Below are 16,902 nucleotides of genomic sequence, written 5' to 3' on the forward strand. Positions count from 1 at the left end.
CCTGATGACATACGCACCGTGGGTCCGAACCACCAAGAGGACCTTGGCTTAGCTAAGCCTGACCTAAGTAATGGCCATCCTGGCTTGGATCGGCCCGCCTCTCGGAGTCTGAGCGGAGGTCAACTGTGTGATCCCCGGAGGAAGCGGTGGCGCACCGGGAGTGGCTGCGCGATGCACGGCTGGAGAAGAACGAGACACGGCGCCGCCCCGGTGCCTGCGCGGCTTGCGGATCCGTCCGCCCGGATGATGGGCCGGTTCAGGCCTGCTGGTCGCGGCGGCCGAGCTGGCGCTCCAGGCTGCGTTCCAGGTGGCTGACCATGGCCTGGGCGGCCCGTTCGGGGCTGCGGCGCAGGATGGCCCGGACGATACGGTCGTGCTCGGCATGGGTGGGCTCGCCCGCGCCGGGGATGCTGCTCAGCCGGAAAATGTGCAGATGCGAGTGAAGGCGTTCCACCGCCTCGCTCAGCAGGGGACGGCCTGCGGCTTCGGCGAGGGTGTCGTGGAAGCACTGGTCGAGGGCGACGAACTCGCGGTAGGCGGCGTACTTGTCGCCGGATTCCGGCAGACCGCGCATCTTGTCCTGGAGCTGCTCGAGCCGGTCGAGCCCGGCCTCGTCGGCATGCTGGGCGGCCAGCGCGGCGGCCTTGGGTTCCAGCAGCAGACGCATCTCGAACAGCTCCTCCAGCCCCTGGGGCGTGAGCAGTTCGGTGGCCCGGTATCCCGCGAGGGACCGCTTCACGACCAGGCCGTCCGATTCGAGCCGGGCCAGTGCCTCCCGCACCGGCGTGGGCGAGACCTCCAGGGTGCGGGCCAGCGCCTCGATACCGACGCGGGCCCCCGGGGTGATCTCGTGGTCCATGACCATGGCCTTGATCGCCTCGTACACCGTGTCGGCCAGCGCCTGACGCGGTGGCATGTCCCGCTCCCGCGCGCCGTCACCGCCCCTGGCCGCGCTCGCCGGTTCCGCGTCCGGAGGCAGCGCCCGCCCGTGCTTCGAGGCGCGCGCGGGCGCGCCTTCCGGTCTGTGCGGGACGCCGGAGAGCTCTTCCGACAGCATCCGGCCTCCAGCGGCAGTGGGCGGTGACAGGGATGAACATCCGCGATGCAGTCTAACGACCGGGCGTGCCTGGACGTTCGGGCTCCGGCTCCTCCATCCCGGCCGGGCGCAGCCGCAGGCCCTGCATGCCGCCGTCGACGGCGAGGTCGGTGCCGGTGGTGGCGCCGGAGAAGCGGCTCGCCAGATAGCAGACGGCGGTGGCCACCTGCTCGGCGGAGACGAGTCGCCCGGTGGGCTGACGGGCTGCGAGGGCAGCGCGCTCGGCCGCAGGATCGGGTGCCGAGTCGAGAAGCCTGCCGACCCACGGAGTGTCCACCGTGCCGGGGTTGACACAGTTGACACGGATGCCGTCGCGCACATGGTCGGCGGCCATGGCACGGGTGAGAGCGAGCACGGCGCCCTTGCTGGCGCTGTAGAGGGCGCGCTGCGGAAGCCCGGCGGTGGCCGCGATCGAGCAGGTATTGACGACAGCGGCGTGCTGCGAGGCGCGCAGCAGTGGGAGGGCCGCGGTGGTGACGCGGGCGATACCGACAACGTTCACGTCGAACACGCGGTGCCATTCGGCGTCGTCGTTGTCGGCGATGGTGCCCTGCGCGCCGATGCCCGCGTTGTTGACGAGGATGTCGAGACCGCCGAAGCGCGCGCCGATGGAGGCGAGAGCCGCGTCGACGGACGCACGGTCCGTGACGTCGCAGATCTCACCGTGCAGTCCCTCGGGCAGTCGGTCGGTCCTGAGGTCGAGGACGACGACCTGGGCGCCGCGACGGGCGAGTTCGGTGGCGGTGGCCAGTCCGATGCCGGAGGCGCCGCCGGTCACCGCCGCCGTGAGCGAGCCGAACTCCGCCGTTGTGCCTGCCGTCTGCTCTGCCATGGGTGTTCGCCGTCCTTCATACGTGTGTGGGGCTGTGATGCCGCCGGCGCGGTGTGCGCCGCGGACTCGTGGCTGCGGCGGGCACGGCTGCTTCATGAGGAGGACCTGCTCCGTACCGGTGCGCCATTCGCGGCCGCGGCTTCCCCGACCGGCCCCCGACGGGGGCCGGTGTGCTTCCACCACTCTTTTCTTCGGTGGCCTCGTCCTCGGTTGCCGTCGCGGTATGCGAAAGAGCTGAAGAGCCGGTCCGGGCGATACGCGGCATGGGGGTCTTGCCCGCCTGCTGGTGTCTCAGGCGGTGCGGGTGTCCCACAGGAGTTGGCGCTGGTGACCGAGGTGGTCGATGTCCAGCTCGACCACGTCGCCCGCCTCGAGGTAGGGGAAGCGGCCCGAGAGCGCGACGCCCTGTGGGGTACCGGTGTTGATGATGTCGCCCGGTTCGAGCGTCAGGTAGTGACTGAGGTGGCGGACCAGCTCATGGGCGCCGAAGATCATGTCGGCGGTGGAGGAGTTCTGCCTGTCCTCGCCGTTGACCCGACTGCGCAGGTTCAGGGCCTGGGGGCCCTCGGGGAGGTCGTCCGCGGGGACGAGCCAGGGGCCGAGCGGGTTGAAGGTTTCGCAGGACTTGCCCTTGGACCACTGACCGCCGGAGACATCGAGCTGGTAGGCCCGTTCGGAGACGTCGTGCGAGACGGCGTAGCCGGCGATGTGGCGGGCGGCGTCCTCGGTGTTCTGCAGGTAGGAGGCGCGGCTGCCGATGACGATGGCGAGCTCGACCTCCCAGTCGACCTTCTCGGCGCCGGGCGGGATCAGCACGTCGTCGTAGGGGCCGACGACGGTGTTGGGGTGCTTGAAGAAGATGATCGGGGCGGTCGGGGGCTCGCTGCCGGACTCGGCGGCGTGGGCCGCGTAGTTCTGTCCCACGCACAGGACGGCGGACGGACGGGCCACGGGGGCGCCCACGCGCAGTTCCTCGGCGCCGGGGAGGGCGGGAAGCGTGCCTGCCTCCAGGGCGGCGCGGACCCGGGCGATGCCGTCGTCCGCCAGAAAGACTCCGTCGATGTCATCGGTCAGCGAGGTGATGTCGCGGATCACCCCCTCGCCGTCGCGTACGGCCGGGCGTTCCCGCCCCGCTGGTCCTACTCGCATGAGCTGCATCTGGCAGCCTCCTTGGGCTTGAGGAGTCATTCCTCGAAAACCTATAGGAAAATAGGTTGATCGTGAACCCCTGGTCCGAGGGAGGGGGCCTCCGCGGCCCTGTCTGCATGTCGCGCAGAGTCCAGAGCTGCGCATTCAAGCCCCCTGCCGGGGAAAGTTGCTCGCTGTAAACCCTTGACCGGGGCGGGGCGTCCGGGCGTACTCTCCTCGCATCTTTATTTCCTATAGGAAAATCTGGTCTGGCTCCGTCGGTGCCGACTGGCCCCGGCAGTCCACCGGGGCCCCTTCTCCTGCCTCCCGGCCGCCGCACATCGGCCATCCTCCCGGCCCGGCGAGTCCGGCAGAGCACCCGCTTCGCGCTTCGTCCTGAAAGGCCCGCTCCCATGAGCATCATCACCAAGGTCGACATCCGGCTCGTCAACATCGAGCCCGAGGTGCTGCGTACCGACGCCTCGCAGACCTTCGTACGCCAGGAGACCGTCCTCGCCACCATCGAGACCGACGACGGGCTGCGGGGAACCGGCTACTCGTACACCATCGGTACCGGCGGCTCCTCTGTGGTGGCACTGCTGCGCGACCACCTCGCAGCCACGCTGATCAGCGCGGACGCACGCGATGTCGAGGCGCTCTGGACGAAGATGCTGTACGCCACCCGGGCCACTGCCTTCGGGGCACTGACGGCGCTCGCCATGGCCGCACTCGATACCGCACTGTGGGACCTACGGTGTCTGCGGGCCGGTGAGCCGCTCTGGCGGCTCGCGGGCGGGGCTCACAGCCGGCTGCCGGTGTACGACACGGAGGGCGGCTGGCTCCATTTGCCCATCGAGGAGTTGGTGGAGAACGCCAAGGCGTCCAAGGCGGCCGGGCTGCGTGGAGCCAAGTTCAAGGTGGGCAAGCCGAGCGCGGCCGAGGACGCGGAGCGGCTGGCCGCGGTCCGTGAGGCCGTCGGTCCCGATTGGCAGATCATGGTCGACGCCAACCAGTCCATGACGGGAGCCGAGGCGATCCGCCGCGCCCACACCTATGAGCCGCTGGACATCGCCTGGTTCGAGGAGCCGCTGCCCGCGGAGGATGTGGCCGGCCATGAGCGCCTGGCCCGTTCCACCACCGTGCCGGTGGCCGTCGGCGAGTCCATCTACAGCGTGGGGCACTTCGCCGAATACCTGCGCAGGGGCGCCGCCGGCATCGTCCAGGTGGACGTGGCGCGCGTCGGCGGCATCACCCCGTGGCTGAAGGTCGCCCACGCGGCGGAGGCGTTCAACGTCAAGGTGGCGCCGCACTTCCTCATGGAGATCCACGCGAGCCTGGCGTGTGCCGTACCCGCCGGCATGTACGTCGAGCACATCCCTCAGCTCGGCGCCATCACCCGCAGCGCGCTGAGGATCGAGGACGGCTGCGTCGTGCCGCCCGAGGCCCCCGGTCTCGGCATCGAGTGGGACGAGAACGCCATCGCGGACCTGAGGGTCGCCTGACCGCCACGGCTACGGCCACCGCCTCGCGTCCGTGCCTCCGCGCACGGCCGGCCCTTCCGCTCCGAGTCCGCCCAGGAGGCACCCGGATGCACAGAGCGCCCCTGGACCTTGGCGGAAGGCCCTTTGCCACACCCCTCCCATGTCGCACCGTCCTTCGAGTCTCTCGACGTGAGCCTCACCCCACCCCTCTCCACCCTTTCTCCCTCCCATTTCTCCGCAAAGGAGCAGGAAATGGCAACGACCCCGTCCGGCCAGGGATTCCCCTCCGGCCAGGCCGCGGCGAGCGCGTCGATGCGGCGCGTCATACCGGCAGCCCTGATTGGCTCGGCCCTGGAGTGGTACGACTTCTACCTCTACGCCGTCGCCTCCGCCCTCGTCTTCAACAAGGTCGTCTTCCCGGTCGACAACGAGTTCATCGGGACCCTCGCGGCGTTCTCGACGCTGGCCCTCGGCTACTTCGTCCGGCCATTGGGCGGTGCCCTGTTCGGCAGCCTCGGTGACCGGGTCGGCAGGCGCCACGTGCTTGTCATCACCCTGCTGGTGATGGGCGGCTCCACCGTGCTGATGGCGTTCCTCCCCACATACGAGCAGGCCGGGATCTGGTCGCCCGTCCTGCTGTTGGTCCTGCGGCTCGTGCAGGGCCTGGGCGCCGGGGCCGAGTTCGGAGGCTCGGCCGTGATGTCCGTGGAGTTCGCCCGGCCGCGAAGGCGCGGGCTGCACGGCGCCTGGCCCGCCTCCGGGGTGTACCTGGGCCTGCTGCTGGCGTCGGCCGCCATGGGCGTGGTCGCGAGCATGCCGCACGACACCTTCCTGACCTGGGGCTGGCGGCTGCCGTTCGCGGCGAGCGTCGTGGTCATCGGGCTCGCGCTCTTCATCCGTCTCAAGCTCCAGGAGTCCCCCGCGTTCAAGGAGGTGAAGCACGAGGGCGAGGTCCCGAAGGCGCCGTTGCGCGAGGTGCTGACCCATGAGCGGCGCGGAGCCCTGGTGCTGATCGGGACCCAGAGTGCCCAGTCGGTGATGGCGTATCTCTTCCTGACCTTCATCACCGCCTACGTCAGCGACACGCTCCACATGGACGATTCGGCGGGACCGTTCGCGGTGACTGTCGCGGCGGCGGTGGCGCTGGTGACGATGCCGCTGTTCGGCGCGCTCTCCGACAAGGTGGGGCGCCGGCCCGTGCTCCTGTTCGGCACCCTCTTCTGCGCGCTGTACGCGTTCCCGTTCTTCTGGATCATCGACAGCACCCGAAACCGGTTCGGCCTGACGATCGCGCTGGTCATCGGGCTCGGTGTGGGGGTCGGGGCGATGTTCGGACCGCAGGGCGCCTACTTCGCGGAGTTGTTCTCCGCGCGGATCAGGATGACGGGACTCACGTTCAGCCGCGAGATCGGCGGCGCCGTCGCGGGCGGCCTCACGCCGATCATCGCGCTGGCGCTGGTCGAGTGGACCGGCGGCCGTTCCTGGGCGGTCGCGCTCTTCGCAGTGCTGGTCTGCGTGGTGATCGGAATGCCCGCCGTTCTCTTCGGCCCCGAGACCAGGGGGCGCTCCCTGCTGGCCCCGACCCGCGCCGAACTGGAAGCCTCGACCGGCCTGTTCGAGGAGGCACCCCGCTCGGCGGAGCCGGACCCGGGCGCCACAGTGTCCACGGCCGGTCGGGCCGTTTGACGCACCGCACGACGAGCCCGTTCGTGACGGCCGGACGACCTTCTCGCGCCTCGGGCGGTCCTGCGGTGCCGGCAAGACCCACTGCCACGCCGAACTCGGCATCACCAGTGCGTCCGCCGGCCCTGCCACCCCGGCCGTCCTGGCCCGCATCCGGTGCAAGCCCCGGGAGTTGAAGCCCTCCACCACGTCAGAGACGTGACCTTCGCCGAGGACGCCTCCCGCATCCGTACGGGCAGCACACCCCGCGTGATGGTCTCCCTGAGCAACCTCGCCGTCGGCCCCGCCCGCCTCGCCGGATGGACCAACATCGACCAGGTGGACGACCACCACCGCAATGACCCCGACCGAGCCCTGCCCGAACTCGATCTCGCCACGTGAGAACGCACAGCCCATTCCTTTTCCGGCGGACCGTCGTCGGCCGCCCCTCTGCGCCTGTTCGTCACCGAGTTGGGCGAGTAGCCTGCTGTGAATGAGCCCTTGGCCGAGCAGGAAGACGAAGAATGAAGCCGTCCAGTTCTTAGGGACGGAGAAGAAGCCCAGAGCGACGTACCATGTCTACCGCGGTCCGGACAGGGCTCATGCCCTGGCGTTCCTCCGGCAGGCGCCGGTAAAGGACCCCTATGTCTACGTCGTTGTCGAGACGCCGGAGGGGAATTTTGGCCGTGATTTGATGTATCTCTTCGAAGAGAGCAATGGAAAGCTGATCGAGTTCGGTTCGCGCGTGCAGTCGGAAGATCCCGTTCCGTCGTCCACGCATTGCGCATGGTGCGGCTTCTATGTTGTGCCGTTCGACCTGCCGGAGGCTGCTCGCCTTGCCTCGACTCTCAGCGTGTACCTCACCGTCGACGAGGCGCGGGACAAGGGCCACGGCCTGCGCTGTGACCATTGCTCCCATCTCCAGTGCGCTTTCTGTTCTGATTTCATCAAGTCCGGTGATGGCGGGATAGCAGCCCACTGTCGCGCTTGTGGTCGAGTGCTGAAAGATCTCGTGAAGAACTTCCCCTCCACATAGCCTTGGCCCCGTCGGGCGCCGGTCTCCGCCTCGCCGATGGGCTGTGCGTTCCATCCGGCGAGGCTGTCACCCCTGCCCCGAGCCCCCATCGCATCAGTCCTGCGACCAGCAACTTCAGGGGGATGCAGGAATGTTGATCCCAGGCGGTTCAGGCGGGATCATCGGAGTAGGGGGCAACGATTTCGCTGCCTTCGATGAAAACGCCATACACGTCTTCAGTGGTGAGCTTCTGCTTCGTGCGGTCCCCTTCGAAGAACACGACACGTCGCTTGAGCGAAATGCTGTCGAACCGCTTGATGATTTCCTGAGCGATGTCGGGCAGCATCTCCTCCGGTGCCGCAACGGCGCCGAGTGAGCCCTCGATGAGATTGCCGGAGTGCGGGTCGCGAATTATCGACCAGACCCCGTTATTTGCAAGTATCTGTAGAAGGTAGGTATACGTGGCCATATGGGTGCCACGGCGCGGATCGGCCGGCGATGCGTGTTGTTCCCCCTTCCGTACAACGGTGATCAGGTAGTCGGTGTCGCTCGCAGCGCCCGCCAGAATGAACATACGCCTTGAGCGCGCCCAGGCTCCGGGCGCCATCACCCCCTCGCGCTCCAGCTCGAGGACGAATGACTGCGCGAGTTCGTCGCGGGTGGATTCGTCACTCATCATGCCGGGAGTGCTCCGGCGAATATGGATGAGGGGCGCGTCATCGGCGATGAGGGGAAGGAATTTTGTCACGACCACGAGAGCTTCGTCCATCGTCGGAAGGATGAAGCCGTCCCGCGCGACGACAACGCCTTCGATTCCGTCGGGGTCCATCGGTGTCACGTCATGGCGTCCGGTGGGGAGTACCGGCGTGGTCAACTGCTCTGTGCATCCAGGACTCGGGCAGAAGCCACTGACGATCTCTGGCATGTCAACGGGCACTGTGTATGACTGCGGCCGCCGCAAGCAGTTCCTGCACAGCGTGTACCGGCAATTCTGGCATTGCAGACCGGCGGGGCTGAAGACCGTCAGCGAGGCGCGGTCATTGGCACTCAGGAGTGCATGGATCGAGTACCAGCCCAGATGGCAGGACGAGCATTCCGTCTTGATCGGAGCCAGCAGTGCACTGATTCTTTGGGCGTTGGTCGGCGGTTCGGAGGATTCGAGGAGTTCCGTCCGGCTCTGACTGAGAATCATGAGGGCCAGGAACAGTGCGTCGGTGCTTTCGGGGTCGTGGCGCAGATGGTTCAGGACCTCGTCCAGGGCGGTACGGTGCCGGCCGCCTCTCAGGAGTTCGTCCACCCTCTTCCGCAGCTCCGAAAGGTATTCCCACTGTTCAGGCTGTTCGAATCGCTGCATGGGGTCACCGCCAATCCATGAGTGCCGCCGCTTCGGCATGCCGCCCGGCGCCGGTCAATGCCTTCCGGGCCGTTTCCACCACTGTCGCGGAGAGTTCCGGAGGCAGTGGCGTCGTCAGCAGCCGGTTCAGCCGGTTCACGGCCTCGTCCAGCCGGCCGAGCCGGATCAGTACCTGCGCCAGCGCGAGTTCCCGGTGCTGCCGGTCGATTTCGGGCAGCGGAATCCCTGCGGCCTCGATCGGTGGCCTCGAAAGGCTTCTGGCGAGCATGTCGGCGAGCATCCCGAATGACTGCGGACGTTTTTCCGTGTATTGCTGCAGACAACTCGACAGCACGATGCTGATGCCTTCGCCGGGTGGGAGGACCGGAACCTGAGTCATCGTCGACTGGCCCCAGTAGTACAGCTCTTCGGCGCGATGGCGCGGACCTGAGGACGTGTAGTAGTCGAGGAGCTGCGCGCGCTGAGTGTCCGGGTCCGGTGCCAGCGCAAAGGGGTAGGGGAGTCTTCCGGTGCACGCTTCGTAGAGGAGCACTCCGAACGAGAAGACGTCGGCACGGGTGTCGCAGGGTTCCTGCCGCAGCACCTCGGGCGCGGCATACGCCCAGGTTCCACCTCGTGCGGTCGAGAAGCGCCCGTGCCGGATGCGGACATGCTGGGCCAGGCCGAAGTCGGCGACCTTGGCGTGACCGGTTTTGTCGACGAGCACGTTAGGCGGCTTGAGATCGAGGTGGGCCACCTCGGTGATCCGGGAGAGGTGAGCCATGCCGTCGCACACCTGCTGAAGGATTTCGGCCAGGCGATTCGGCAGCGGCGGTACGTTCATTGTGGCGGGTTCGTCGCGGCGTCCGTCAGGCGAAGGCTGGAGCGACGCGACCCGGTGGTGCTGTCTCAGCAGGTCGGTCAGAGTCGAGGGAGCGTACTCGAAGACGATGCCCGATCGACCTCGTATCTCGATCACGTCCAGTGTGGTGACGGTGTGGGGATGCGGTTCGAGCTCCAACAGCATCGCGAGTTCGGCGTCGCCGGTGAGTTCGGCGTACAGAGGAGTCTTGATCGCGCGGCGATGTCCGTGCTCGAGGTCGTCGACGATCAGCACCCATGCCTGCCCGCCGCGACGGATCTCCGCCACTGACCAGCGACCGGCCAGTACTTCGCCGACAGCTGCGGGCGCGCCGGCGAACGGTTGGGGAGGTTCGTACGGCTCGTCGGCAGTCAGATCAGTGTCCACTCCTTTGATTCCTCCTCGTCCGGCGGTGTTGTCGGCCCCGCATTCGGGTCGAACAGATCGGGCCCGGAGAACTCCACCAGCATCGTTCCGCTCGCGACATGCAGACGGTCCTTGTCACCGACCGGGCAGGAGTCACCCTTGGAGATCTTCAGCTGCCGCGTAGGGCCGGCCAGGAACGCGGGGCGAGAGCCCAGGTGTTGGTAGACCAGTGTTGTGCCGGCCAAGGTCAGGTGGCCGTGGAAGCGGCTGTCGCGGTCGTCCGGCAGGTACACGCGATTGGTCGAATTACGACCGAGCGACACGTTGAAGTCGTCCGTTTCCAGGATGAGTTCCGCCGTGTTTCCTCGCAGCCACGACAACCGCAAGGTCCCGTTCGCGAACTGGCGGATCGGTTCGGCGAGATGGAGGCGCTCGGGAGCGAGCGCGACGAGATCCTCAGTCGGTGCGAGCAGCACGGTGTCGCGGTTCCAGCGTCCCGAGTTGAGGCGCGCCGATACGACGCCGATGACGCTGCCCGTGCCGGTGAGCAGCACAGGTGCGCCGCTCATGCCCGGTTGAGCGTGCCGGCAGCTTGTCTTCACCCATGCACGGCCGTTTTCCGCCGTTTCGCCGACGTAGTTGCCGACACCGGAGTCGTAGTCGCGTGACGCGGCGAAACCACGCAGGTGAACCGAGTCTCCGGGCGTGGCGCTCGTGTGTGATATGAGCGTCATCGGCTGCCAGTTCACGGTTCCGCGGACGTGGATGAGCGCCACATCGGCTGCCGCATCCGAGGGTAAGGAGGTGTCGACCGGCAGCGACAGTCCAGGCACTGTGATCGGCTCAAACGTCCATTCGGCGCCTGCATGAGGAGTGAGAACGTGAGCGGCGGTGGCGGCGAGCCCATCGACAGTGACGACGAATGCGGTCGCGACGGCCTTACCGTTCCGTACCAGCCTTCCAATTGTGTCCACGACGATGCCTCAGTCCGGGACGAGTTGATTGGCCAACCCGAGCAGGGGATCGCCGAGCGCGGCCCCTGCAAGCGACGCGCCCGGCTTCACCCCGCTGCTTGCATTCTCAGTGCGAGGCACCGAGCCCCCCTTCTTCGCCATGACACCTTTCGCAGGCACTCACGCGGTCGGAGGGGCGACGGTTGCGTTCGATGACGAGATGTTCGCAGCTCTCGTACGCGCCGAGCAAAGGGGCACGGCCCCGTTGATCCCACGTGGAGCAAGCCGCAGGACAAGGTCCGTGCCCGGACGCCCATCGGACGCCTGTCTCCGTCAAATCCCTTTCCCCGACATACCGTAGAAAGCCGAACTCGCCTTTGCGGCCGAGGAGTCGTCCACCCCGGACCGCCTCGTACCTCCTCTACCCCTTCCTGCCGTCCCTGACCCCCGCACTGCCATCTCGCGGTGTCGCTCTGCGTGGAGCACGCGAACGCTGATGGGGAACAAGACGGTGGTGGAAAGGGACACGAAGTCGGCCGCCGGTGAGCGGACTCTTCCCCCGCTCGCTCTGGTCGGCGAAGCCCCGAAGCGCTTCAGGGGCACGCAGATGGCCGAGAAGCGGGCGGCGAGGGAGGCGTACGAGAACAGCGGGCATCTGCTCGCGGACGAACTCGGCAGGACACTCGACGGGTGACATCTGCGCGTGCGGGCGTACAAGATCACGGCTGAGAACGCGCTCCGGAGCCCACTTGTACGATGCCCGCGCGAGTTGCTTCACATACCTCGCGAACAACGGGGTGCCTGATCGCCTCCTTGTGCTGTGGGCGGGGCATACCGACGTCAAGACCTCGAAGCGCTGGTATGTGAAGCCGGATGTGGAGGATCTTCGTCCGGCGGCGGATACATGGGGAGGTCTGGCGAGTCTCCCGACCCCCTTCCATGAGAAATTGTGAGATATGGGAGCGTGAGCGGGTGAGCGAGACGAAGACTGAAACCCTGCAATACCGCTTTGACGGGCCAGAAGACGCACCGATCCTGGTCCTGGGCCCCTCCCTCGGTACTTCATGGCACATGTGGGACCGGCAGATACCGGAGCTCACCCAGCACTGGAGAGTCTTCCGCTTCGACCTCCCCGGCCACGGCGGCGCCCCCGCCCACCCCGCGACCGCCGTCACCGAACTCTCCGACCGGCTGCTCGCCACTTTCGACAGGCTCGGCGTCCAGCGCTTCGGGTACGCGGGCTGCTCCATCGGCGGCGCGATCGGCGCCGACCTCGCGCTGCGCCACCCGCACCGGGTCGCCTCGCTGGCGCTGGTCGCCGCCTCGCCCCGGTTCGGCAGCGCCGACGAGTTCCGCCAGCGCGGGGTGGTCGTCCGCACCAATGGTCTGGAGCCGATGGCCCGCACCGCACCGGAGCGCTGGTTCACCCCCGGTTTCGCCGCCGCCCAGCCGGCCATCGTCGAGTGGGCCGTCCAGATGGTCCGCACCACCGACCCCGGCTGCTACATCGCCGCCTGCGAAGCCCTCGCCGCCTTCGACGTCCGCGGCGAACTCGGCCGCATCACCGCTCCCACCCTCGTACTGGTCGGTGCCGAGGACCGGGTCACCGGACCTGGCGACGCCCGCACCCTGGTCGCGGGCATACCGGACGCCCGGCTCGCCCTCGTCCCCGGCGCCTCCCACCTCGCCCCGGTCGAGCAGCCCGGAGCCGTCACCGACCTGCTCCTCACCCACTTCTCCACGGCTTGGCAGGACACCCTCGCCGCCATCCCCGTCCCGCCCTTCGCCCCGCAGCTCTCCACCCCGGTGCTGCCCATCGCGGAGATCACCGCCGCCACACCGCAGCCCGAGACCGGGACCACCGGACGCGCCGACCCGTACGAGCCCGGCATGAAGGTGCGCCGCGAGGTGCTGGGCGACGCCCATGTGGACCGGACCATGGCCGCCTCCGACGAATTCACCGACGACTTCCAGGAACTCGTCACGCGCTACGCCTGGGGCGAGGTCTGGACCCGGGAGGGCCTGGACCGCCGCACCCGCAGCTGTGTCACGCTCACCGCGCTGGTCACCTCCGGCCATCTGGAGAGCCTGGCCGCCCATGTCAGGGCCGCACTGCGCAACGGCCTCACCCCGGCCGAGATCAAGGAGGTGCTGATGCAGACCGCCGTGTACTGCGGAGTACCGGCCGCGAGCGCCGCGTTCTCGATCGCCCAGAGCGTGATTCAGGAAGAAACGACGCCCCGTCCGTAGCAGGATGGGGCCATGAACGCCGTGAACCCCATGCACCTGACACTGACCAAGAAGACGCACTCCTGCATCCGTCTGGAGAAGGACGGGCGGACGCTCGTCATCGACCCGGGCGGCCTCTCGGAGGAGGACGCCGCCGTCGGCGCCGACGCGATACTGGTGACGCACGAGCACTTCGACCACTTCGACGAGGGCCGGCTGCGCGCCGGTATGGAGGCCAACCCGGCCGCCGAGATCTGGACCCTGCGCAGCGTGGCCGACCAGCTCTCGGCGGCCTTCCCGGGCCGGGTCCACACCGTCGGCCACGGGGACACCTTCTCCGCGGCCGGGTTCGACGTACAGGTGCACGGAGAGCTGCACGCGGTGATCCACCCGGACATTCCGCGGATCACCAACATCGGCTTCCTGGTGGACGGCTCGCTCTTCCACCCGGGCGACGCGCTCACCGTCCCCGACCAGCCGGTCGACACCCTGCTGCTCCCGGTGATGGCCCCCTGGAACAAGATCTCCGAGGTCATCGACTACGTACGCGAGGTCAAGCCGCGCCGCGCCATCGACATCCACGATGCGCTGCTCACCGATCTGGCCCGCCCGGTCTACGACAACCAGATCGGCAGCCTCGGCGGAGCCGACCACGGCCGGCTGACTCCGGGGGAATCGACCGGCCTGTGACCCCGCCGGTCCGGCGACTGTCAGTGGGAGCCGCTAGGTTTACGTACATGCGCATCGCCACCTGGAACGTCAATTCGATCACCGCCCGGCTCCCGCGGCTGCTGGCCTGGCTGGAGAGCACCGGCACGGATGTGCTGTGCATCCAGGAGACCAAGTGCACAGCTGAGCAGTTCCCGGTGGACGAGCTCCGCGAGCTCGGCTACGAGTCCGCGGTCAACGCCACCGGCCGGTGGAACGGGGTCGCGCTGGTCTCCCGGGCCGGCCTGTCCGACGTCGTCCGGGGACTGCCCGAAGGTCCCGAGTACGACGGGGTGCAGGAGCCCCGGGCGATCTCGGCGACCTGCGGCCCGGTCCGCGTCTGGTCGGTGTACGTGCCCAACGGCCGCGAGATCGAGCACGCGCACTATGCGTACAAGCTGCGCTGGTTCGAGGCCCTGCAGAAGGCAGTTGCCGCGGACGCCGTGGGCGCGCAGCCCTTCGCGGTCCTGGGCGACTTCAATGTGGCTCCGACCGACGAGGACGTCTGGGATCCGGCGCTGTTCGAGGGCGCGACCCACGTCACTCCCGCCGAGCGCGCCGCCCTCGCCGCACTGCGCCAGGAGGGCCTGTCCGACGTCATGCCGCGCCCGCTCAAGTACGACCGCCCGTACACCTTCTGGGACTACCGGGAGCTGCGCTTCCCGAAGAACAAGGGCATGCGGATCGACCTCGTCTACGGCAACGCGCCCTTCACCGCGGCGGTCAAGGACAGTTATGTGGACCGCGAGGAGCGCAAGGGCAAGGGTGCGTCCGACCACGCCCCGGTGGTCGTGGACCTCGATCTCTGACGCCTCGGACGTCGGCCGTCGTTGTCAGTGGTCGCCGATACGGTGGTCGATGTCCTTATCCCGCTTGCTGGCTGCTTGCTGTGACCAGGACAGCCCCGCCCGTCAGCGCCGGGCGGGGCTTCATTCGAGGCCGGTCAGACCGCAGGAACTCCGTCGCGACTCCGGTCGGTGGCCCGGCGCATTCCCAGTGACGCCCCGGCGGTGCCCAGCGCCAGGACCATCAGGAGTGCGCTCACCCACAGCGGTGAGCGGAAGCCGAACCCGGCGTCGATCGCGAGCCCGCCGAACCAGGGTCCGAGCGCGCCGCCCACATTGAAGGCGGACGTGGCGAACGAGCCGGACAGGGTCGGTGCGTCGGCCGCCAGCCGGAACACCCACGAGATCAGCGCCGTCCCGGTGCCGAACGCAAGCATGCCCTGGACGAAGACGAGCGCGACCGTTGCGAACGGGCTTCCCGCGGTCAGTGCGAACCCGGTCCAGCCGACGGCGAGCGCGAGCAGACCGGCCGTGGTGAGGGCGACCGGCCGAGCATCGATGAGCCGGCCGGCGGCGGTGACCCCGACGAACGAGCCCAGGCCGAACAGTGCGAGCAAGGCGGGCAACCAGGCGGCACCGAGTCCGGTGACATGGGTTGCGAGCGGTTCGAAGTAGGAGAACGCGCAGAACGTCGCCCCTTGCACGAGGGCGCTCGTCAGCAGGGTCAGCAGCAGCCGCGGACGGGCCAGGGCCCTCAGCTCGTCGCGTGCGGGTGCGGGAGCGGACTCCGGCCGTGCCCCCGGAATCGTCCTGGCGATCACGACGGCAGCCGGTACGGAGACGAGGGCCACGGCCCAGAATGCCGACCTCCACCCCCAGTGCCCGCCCAGAGCCGCTCCTGCGGGCACCCCGGCCACACAGGCGATGGTGACGCCCCCGACCACCACGGACGTGGCGCGTGCCCGGGCCTCGGGTCCGACCATGGAGACCGCCGTCACCAGGGCCACGGCCCAGAAACCGGCGTTCGCCAGCGCCCCGACGACCCGCGTCGCGAGAAGCACCCCATAGCTGGGGGTGAGCGCGCCGATGACATGGACGGCGCTGAAGACACAGAGGAAGAACAACAGGGCACGGCGGCGCGGCCAGTTCCGGCTGAAGAGCGCCATCAACGGCGCCCCGACGACCATCCCGATCGCGAAGGCCGAGGTGAGCAGCCCCGCGGCCGGAATGGATACGTGGAGGTCGGCGGCGATGTCCGAGACCAGACCGGACAGCATGAACTCGGATGTGCCCTGGGCGAAGACGGCGAGCCCGAGCGCGTAGACACCAAATGGCATGAAAAAACCCCATGGACGGCTGATGGATGGACCAGGCAGGGGGTGTGGGCCGCGCCCGCCCGTCATGACGAGCGGCAACACGGAAGAACGTCCGGGCGTTCAAGGACGGGACTCGACAACTCGGCAGGCGCCGGAGCCGGAGAATCTGCGCACGAGTGCAACACGAGCGCATACGGGAAAGCGCAGCCCACATGGCGGTGGTCCCGCGGCGGCAGCCCGGCGGCAACGAACCCACGACCGGTACTCGGCCGTACGGGATCAACTCGACAGCGGATCAGCCACCGGTGGACCGGTGGCTAGTCTCTGTCGGACTCGGGGCTGGACATGATCGCGAAGCTACCAGCCCGGGTCTCCTCGCTTCCACTCCTTTTGCCGCCGGAACGGCCGCCCAGTTCAAGAAGACGAAGAACGGCCTGGAGGCCGCGCGTAAGCGTGGCGGTGTCGGAGGTCGCAAGCCCGGCATGGCGGAGGCGTCGACCGTGCAGGCCGCGGTCCTGTGCCCCGTGCGTGCCTACGGCAGGGCAGATGCGACTGCTGAGCCCACCAAGAGACTGATGACAACAGCCGAGGTGGTGAAGCAGGGGGGTGCCTCACCGCCCCCAACTGTGGTGGACAAGGTTCAGGCCGGCATGTTCTCGATGAGGTCGGCGGCGCGCGGGGTGCCGCCCTCGGCCCGGGCGTCGGCGCGCAACCGTGCCGAGCGGCGGGCGACCTCCGCGCATGATGACTGGCATCTCACCGTCGCGTCAGGTACGCCCCTGGGGGCGCATGTTGACGCCGTCCTTGAGCAGGGCGAGGCGTGCGGCGGCCGGGCTGGTTCCTTCGCGGTCGGCAATGGCCTGCAGGGACAGGTGGTGCAGCGCGCGGGCGGCCAGCCGCGGGGCTCATTGGACGGGTTCGTCGATGCCGTGCTCGTCGAGGAGTGCGCGAGCAGGACATCGGCGCAGTCGCTGCGGCGGGTGAGGTCGGCGAGGAGCGCTGACACGTTGTGGCTGCTGACGGTGGTGCCGGTCAGGCGAGTCGCGGCGCGGATCGAGGTGGTGCTGCCGGCCAGCAGGCAGGCGACGGTCAGGAGTTCGTCCACACGTTGAGCTACAGGACGGCCGCCGGCATGT

General features: G+C 68.4%; 16 protein-coding genes. 9 read left to right on the forward strand and 7 right to left on the reverse strand.

Annotated features, from left to right (window positions below; translation table 11 throughout):
* Nucleotides 1-256: 256 nt before the first annotated feature.
* From ACFVYE_RS04645 to ACFVYE_RS04655, 3 genes are all read right to left on the reverse strand, one after another.
* On the reverse strand, nt 257-916 hold the full coding sequence (locus ACFVYE_RS04645) for a GntR family transcriptional regulator (protein ID WP_383959162.1): 660 nt from the start codon (nt 914-916) through the stop codon (nt 257-259).
* A 193-nt stretch (nt 917-1,109) separates the two neighbouring features.
* Nucleotides 1,110-1,928: an SDR family NAD(P)-dependent oxidoreductase gene (locus ACFVYE_RS04650; protein ID WP_383959131.1), complete on the reverse strand. Its 819-nt coding sequence runs from the start codon at nt 1,926-1,928 to the stop codon at nt 1,110-1,112.
* Between the two features lie 291 nt (nt 1,929-2,219).
* Nucleotides 2,220-3,086 (reverse strand): fumarylacetoacetate hydrolase family protein, encoded by an 867-nt coding sequence (locus ACFVYE_RS04655; RefSeq protein ID WP_389604046.1) that lies wholly within the window; start codon nt 3,084-3,086, stop codon nt 2,220-2,222.
* 383 nt (nt 3,087-3,469) lie between these two features.
* Between ACFVYE_RS04655 and ACFVYE_RS04660 the strand changes: the two genes are divergently transcribed.
* The 4 genes from ACFVYE_RS04660 (at nt 3,470) to ACFVYE_RS04675 (ending at nt 7,235) form a co-directional block, all read left to right on the forward strand.
* A complete protein-coding gene (locus ACFVYE_RS04660) occupies nt 3,470-4,558 on the forward strand; it encodes a mandelate racemase/muconate lactonizing enzyme family protein (protein WP_383959127.1) in 1,089 nt (362 codons plus the stop codon).
* A gap of 231 nt (nt 4,559-4,789) precedes the next feature.
* A complete protein-coding gene (locus ACFVYE_RS04665; RefSeq protein ID WP_383959125.1) occupies nt 4,790-6,223 on the forward strand; it encodes an MFS transporter in 1,434 nt (477 codons plus the stop codon).
* Between the two features lie 195 nt (nt 6,224-6,418).
* Nucleotides 6,419-6,601, forward strand: a complete 183-nt coding sequence (locus ACFVYE_RS04670) for a hypothetical protein (protein WP_383959124.1) — start codon at nt 6,419-6,421, stop codon at nt 6,599-6,601.
* A 91-nt stretch (nt 6,602-6,692) separates the two neighbouring features.
* On the forward strand, nt 6,693-7,235 hold the full coding sequence (locus ACFVYE_RS04675; protein WP_389604049.1) for a hypothetical protein: 543 nt from the start codon (nt 6,693-6,695) through the stop codon (nt 7,233-7,235).
* A 148-nt stretch (nt 7,236-7,383) separates the two neighbouring features.
* Here the strand turns inward: ACFVYE_RS04675 and ACFVYE_RS04680 are convergent, their stop codons facing one another.
* From ACFVYE_RS04680 to ACFVYE_RS04690, 3 genes are all read right to left on the reverse strand, one after another.
* On the reverse strand, nt 7,384-8,568 hold the full coding sequence (locus ACFVYE_RS04680; protein WP_389604051.1) for a hypothetical protein: 1,185 nt from the start codon (nt 8,566-8,568) through the stop codon (nt 7,384-7,386).
* Between the two features lie 4 nt (nt 8,569-8,572).
* Nucleotides 8,573-9,664 (reverse strand): protein kinase, encoded by a 1,092-nt coding sequence (locus ACFVYE_RS04685; protein WP_389604053.1) that lies wholly within the window; start codon nt 9,662-9,664, stop codon nt 8,573-8,575.
* 116 nt (nt 9,665-9,780) lie between these two features.
* Entirely contained in the window at nt 9,781-10,749 is a 969-nt protein-coding gene (locus tag ACFVYE_RS04690) for a trypsin-like peptidase domain-containing protein (RefSeq protein ID WP_383959116.1), read from the reverse strand.
* A gap of 475 nt (nt 10,750-11,224) precedes the next feature.
* Between ACFVYE_RS04690 and ACFVYE_RS04695 the strand changes: the two genes are divergently transcribed.
* The 4 genes from ACFVYE_RS04695 (at nt 11,225) to ACFVYE_RS04710 (ending at nt 14,474) form a co-directional block, all read left to right on the forward strand.
* Nucleotides 11,225-11,422, forward strand: a complete 198-nt coding sequence (locus ACFVYE_RS04695) for a hypothetical protein (protein WP_389604055.1) — start codon at nt 11,225-11,227, stop codon at nt 11,420-11,422.
* A gap of 245 nt (nt 11,423-11,667) precedes the next feature.
* Entirely contained in the window at nt 11,668-12,978 is a 1,311-nt protein-coding gene (gene pcaC, locus ACFVYE_RS04700) for a 4-carboxymuconolactone decarboxylase (RefSeq protein WP_389604057.1), read from the forward strand.
* 12 nt (nt 12,979-12,990) lie between these two features.
* On the forward strand, nt 12,991-13,647 hold the full coding sequence (locus ACFVYE_RS04705) for an MBL fold metallo-hydrolase (protein ID WP_383959110.1): 657 nt from the start codon (nt 12,991-12,993) through the stop codon (nt 13,645-13,647).
* 47 nt (nt 13,648-13,694) lie between these two features.
* A complete protein-coding gene (locus ACFVYE_RS04710; RefSeq protein WP_383959108.1) occupies nt 13,695-14,474 on the forward strand; it encodes an exodeoxyribonuclease III in 780 nt (259 codons plus the stop codon).
* A gap of 134 nt (nt 14,475-14,608) precedes the next feature.
* Here ACFVYE_RS04710 and ACFVYE_RS04715 read toward each other — a convergent pair whose 3' ends face one another.
* Complete coding sequence (locus ACFVYE_RS04715; protein ID WP_389604060.1) at nt 14,609-15,787, reverse strand: Cmx/CmrA family chloramphenicol efflux MFS transporter; 1,179 nt, start codon at nt 15,785-15,787, stop codon at nt 14,609-14,611.
* Nucleotides 15,788-16,392: 605 nt separating this feature from the next.
* On the opposite strand from ACFVYE_RS04715, the gene ACFVYE_RS04720 reads away from it, so the two are divergent.
* Nucleotides 16,393-16,878 carry a hypothetical protein gene (locus tag ACFVYE_RS04720; RefSeq protein ID WP_389604062.1) on the forward strand — a complete coding sequence of 162 codons (486 nt, stop codon included), beginning with the start codon at nt 16,393-16,395 and terminating at the stop codon, nt 16,876-16,878.
* Nucleotides 16,879-16,902: the final 24 nt, after the last annotated feature.

The sequence above is a fragment of the Streptomyces sp. NPDC058239 genome (assembly GCF_042882185.1).
GTDB lineage: Bacteria > Actinomycetota > Actinomycetes > Streptomycetales > Streptomycetaceae > Streptomyces.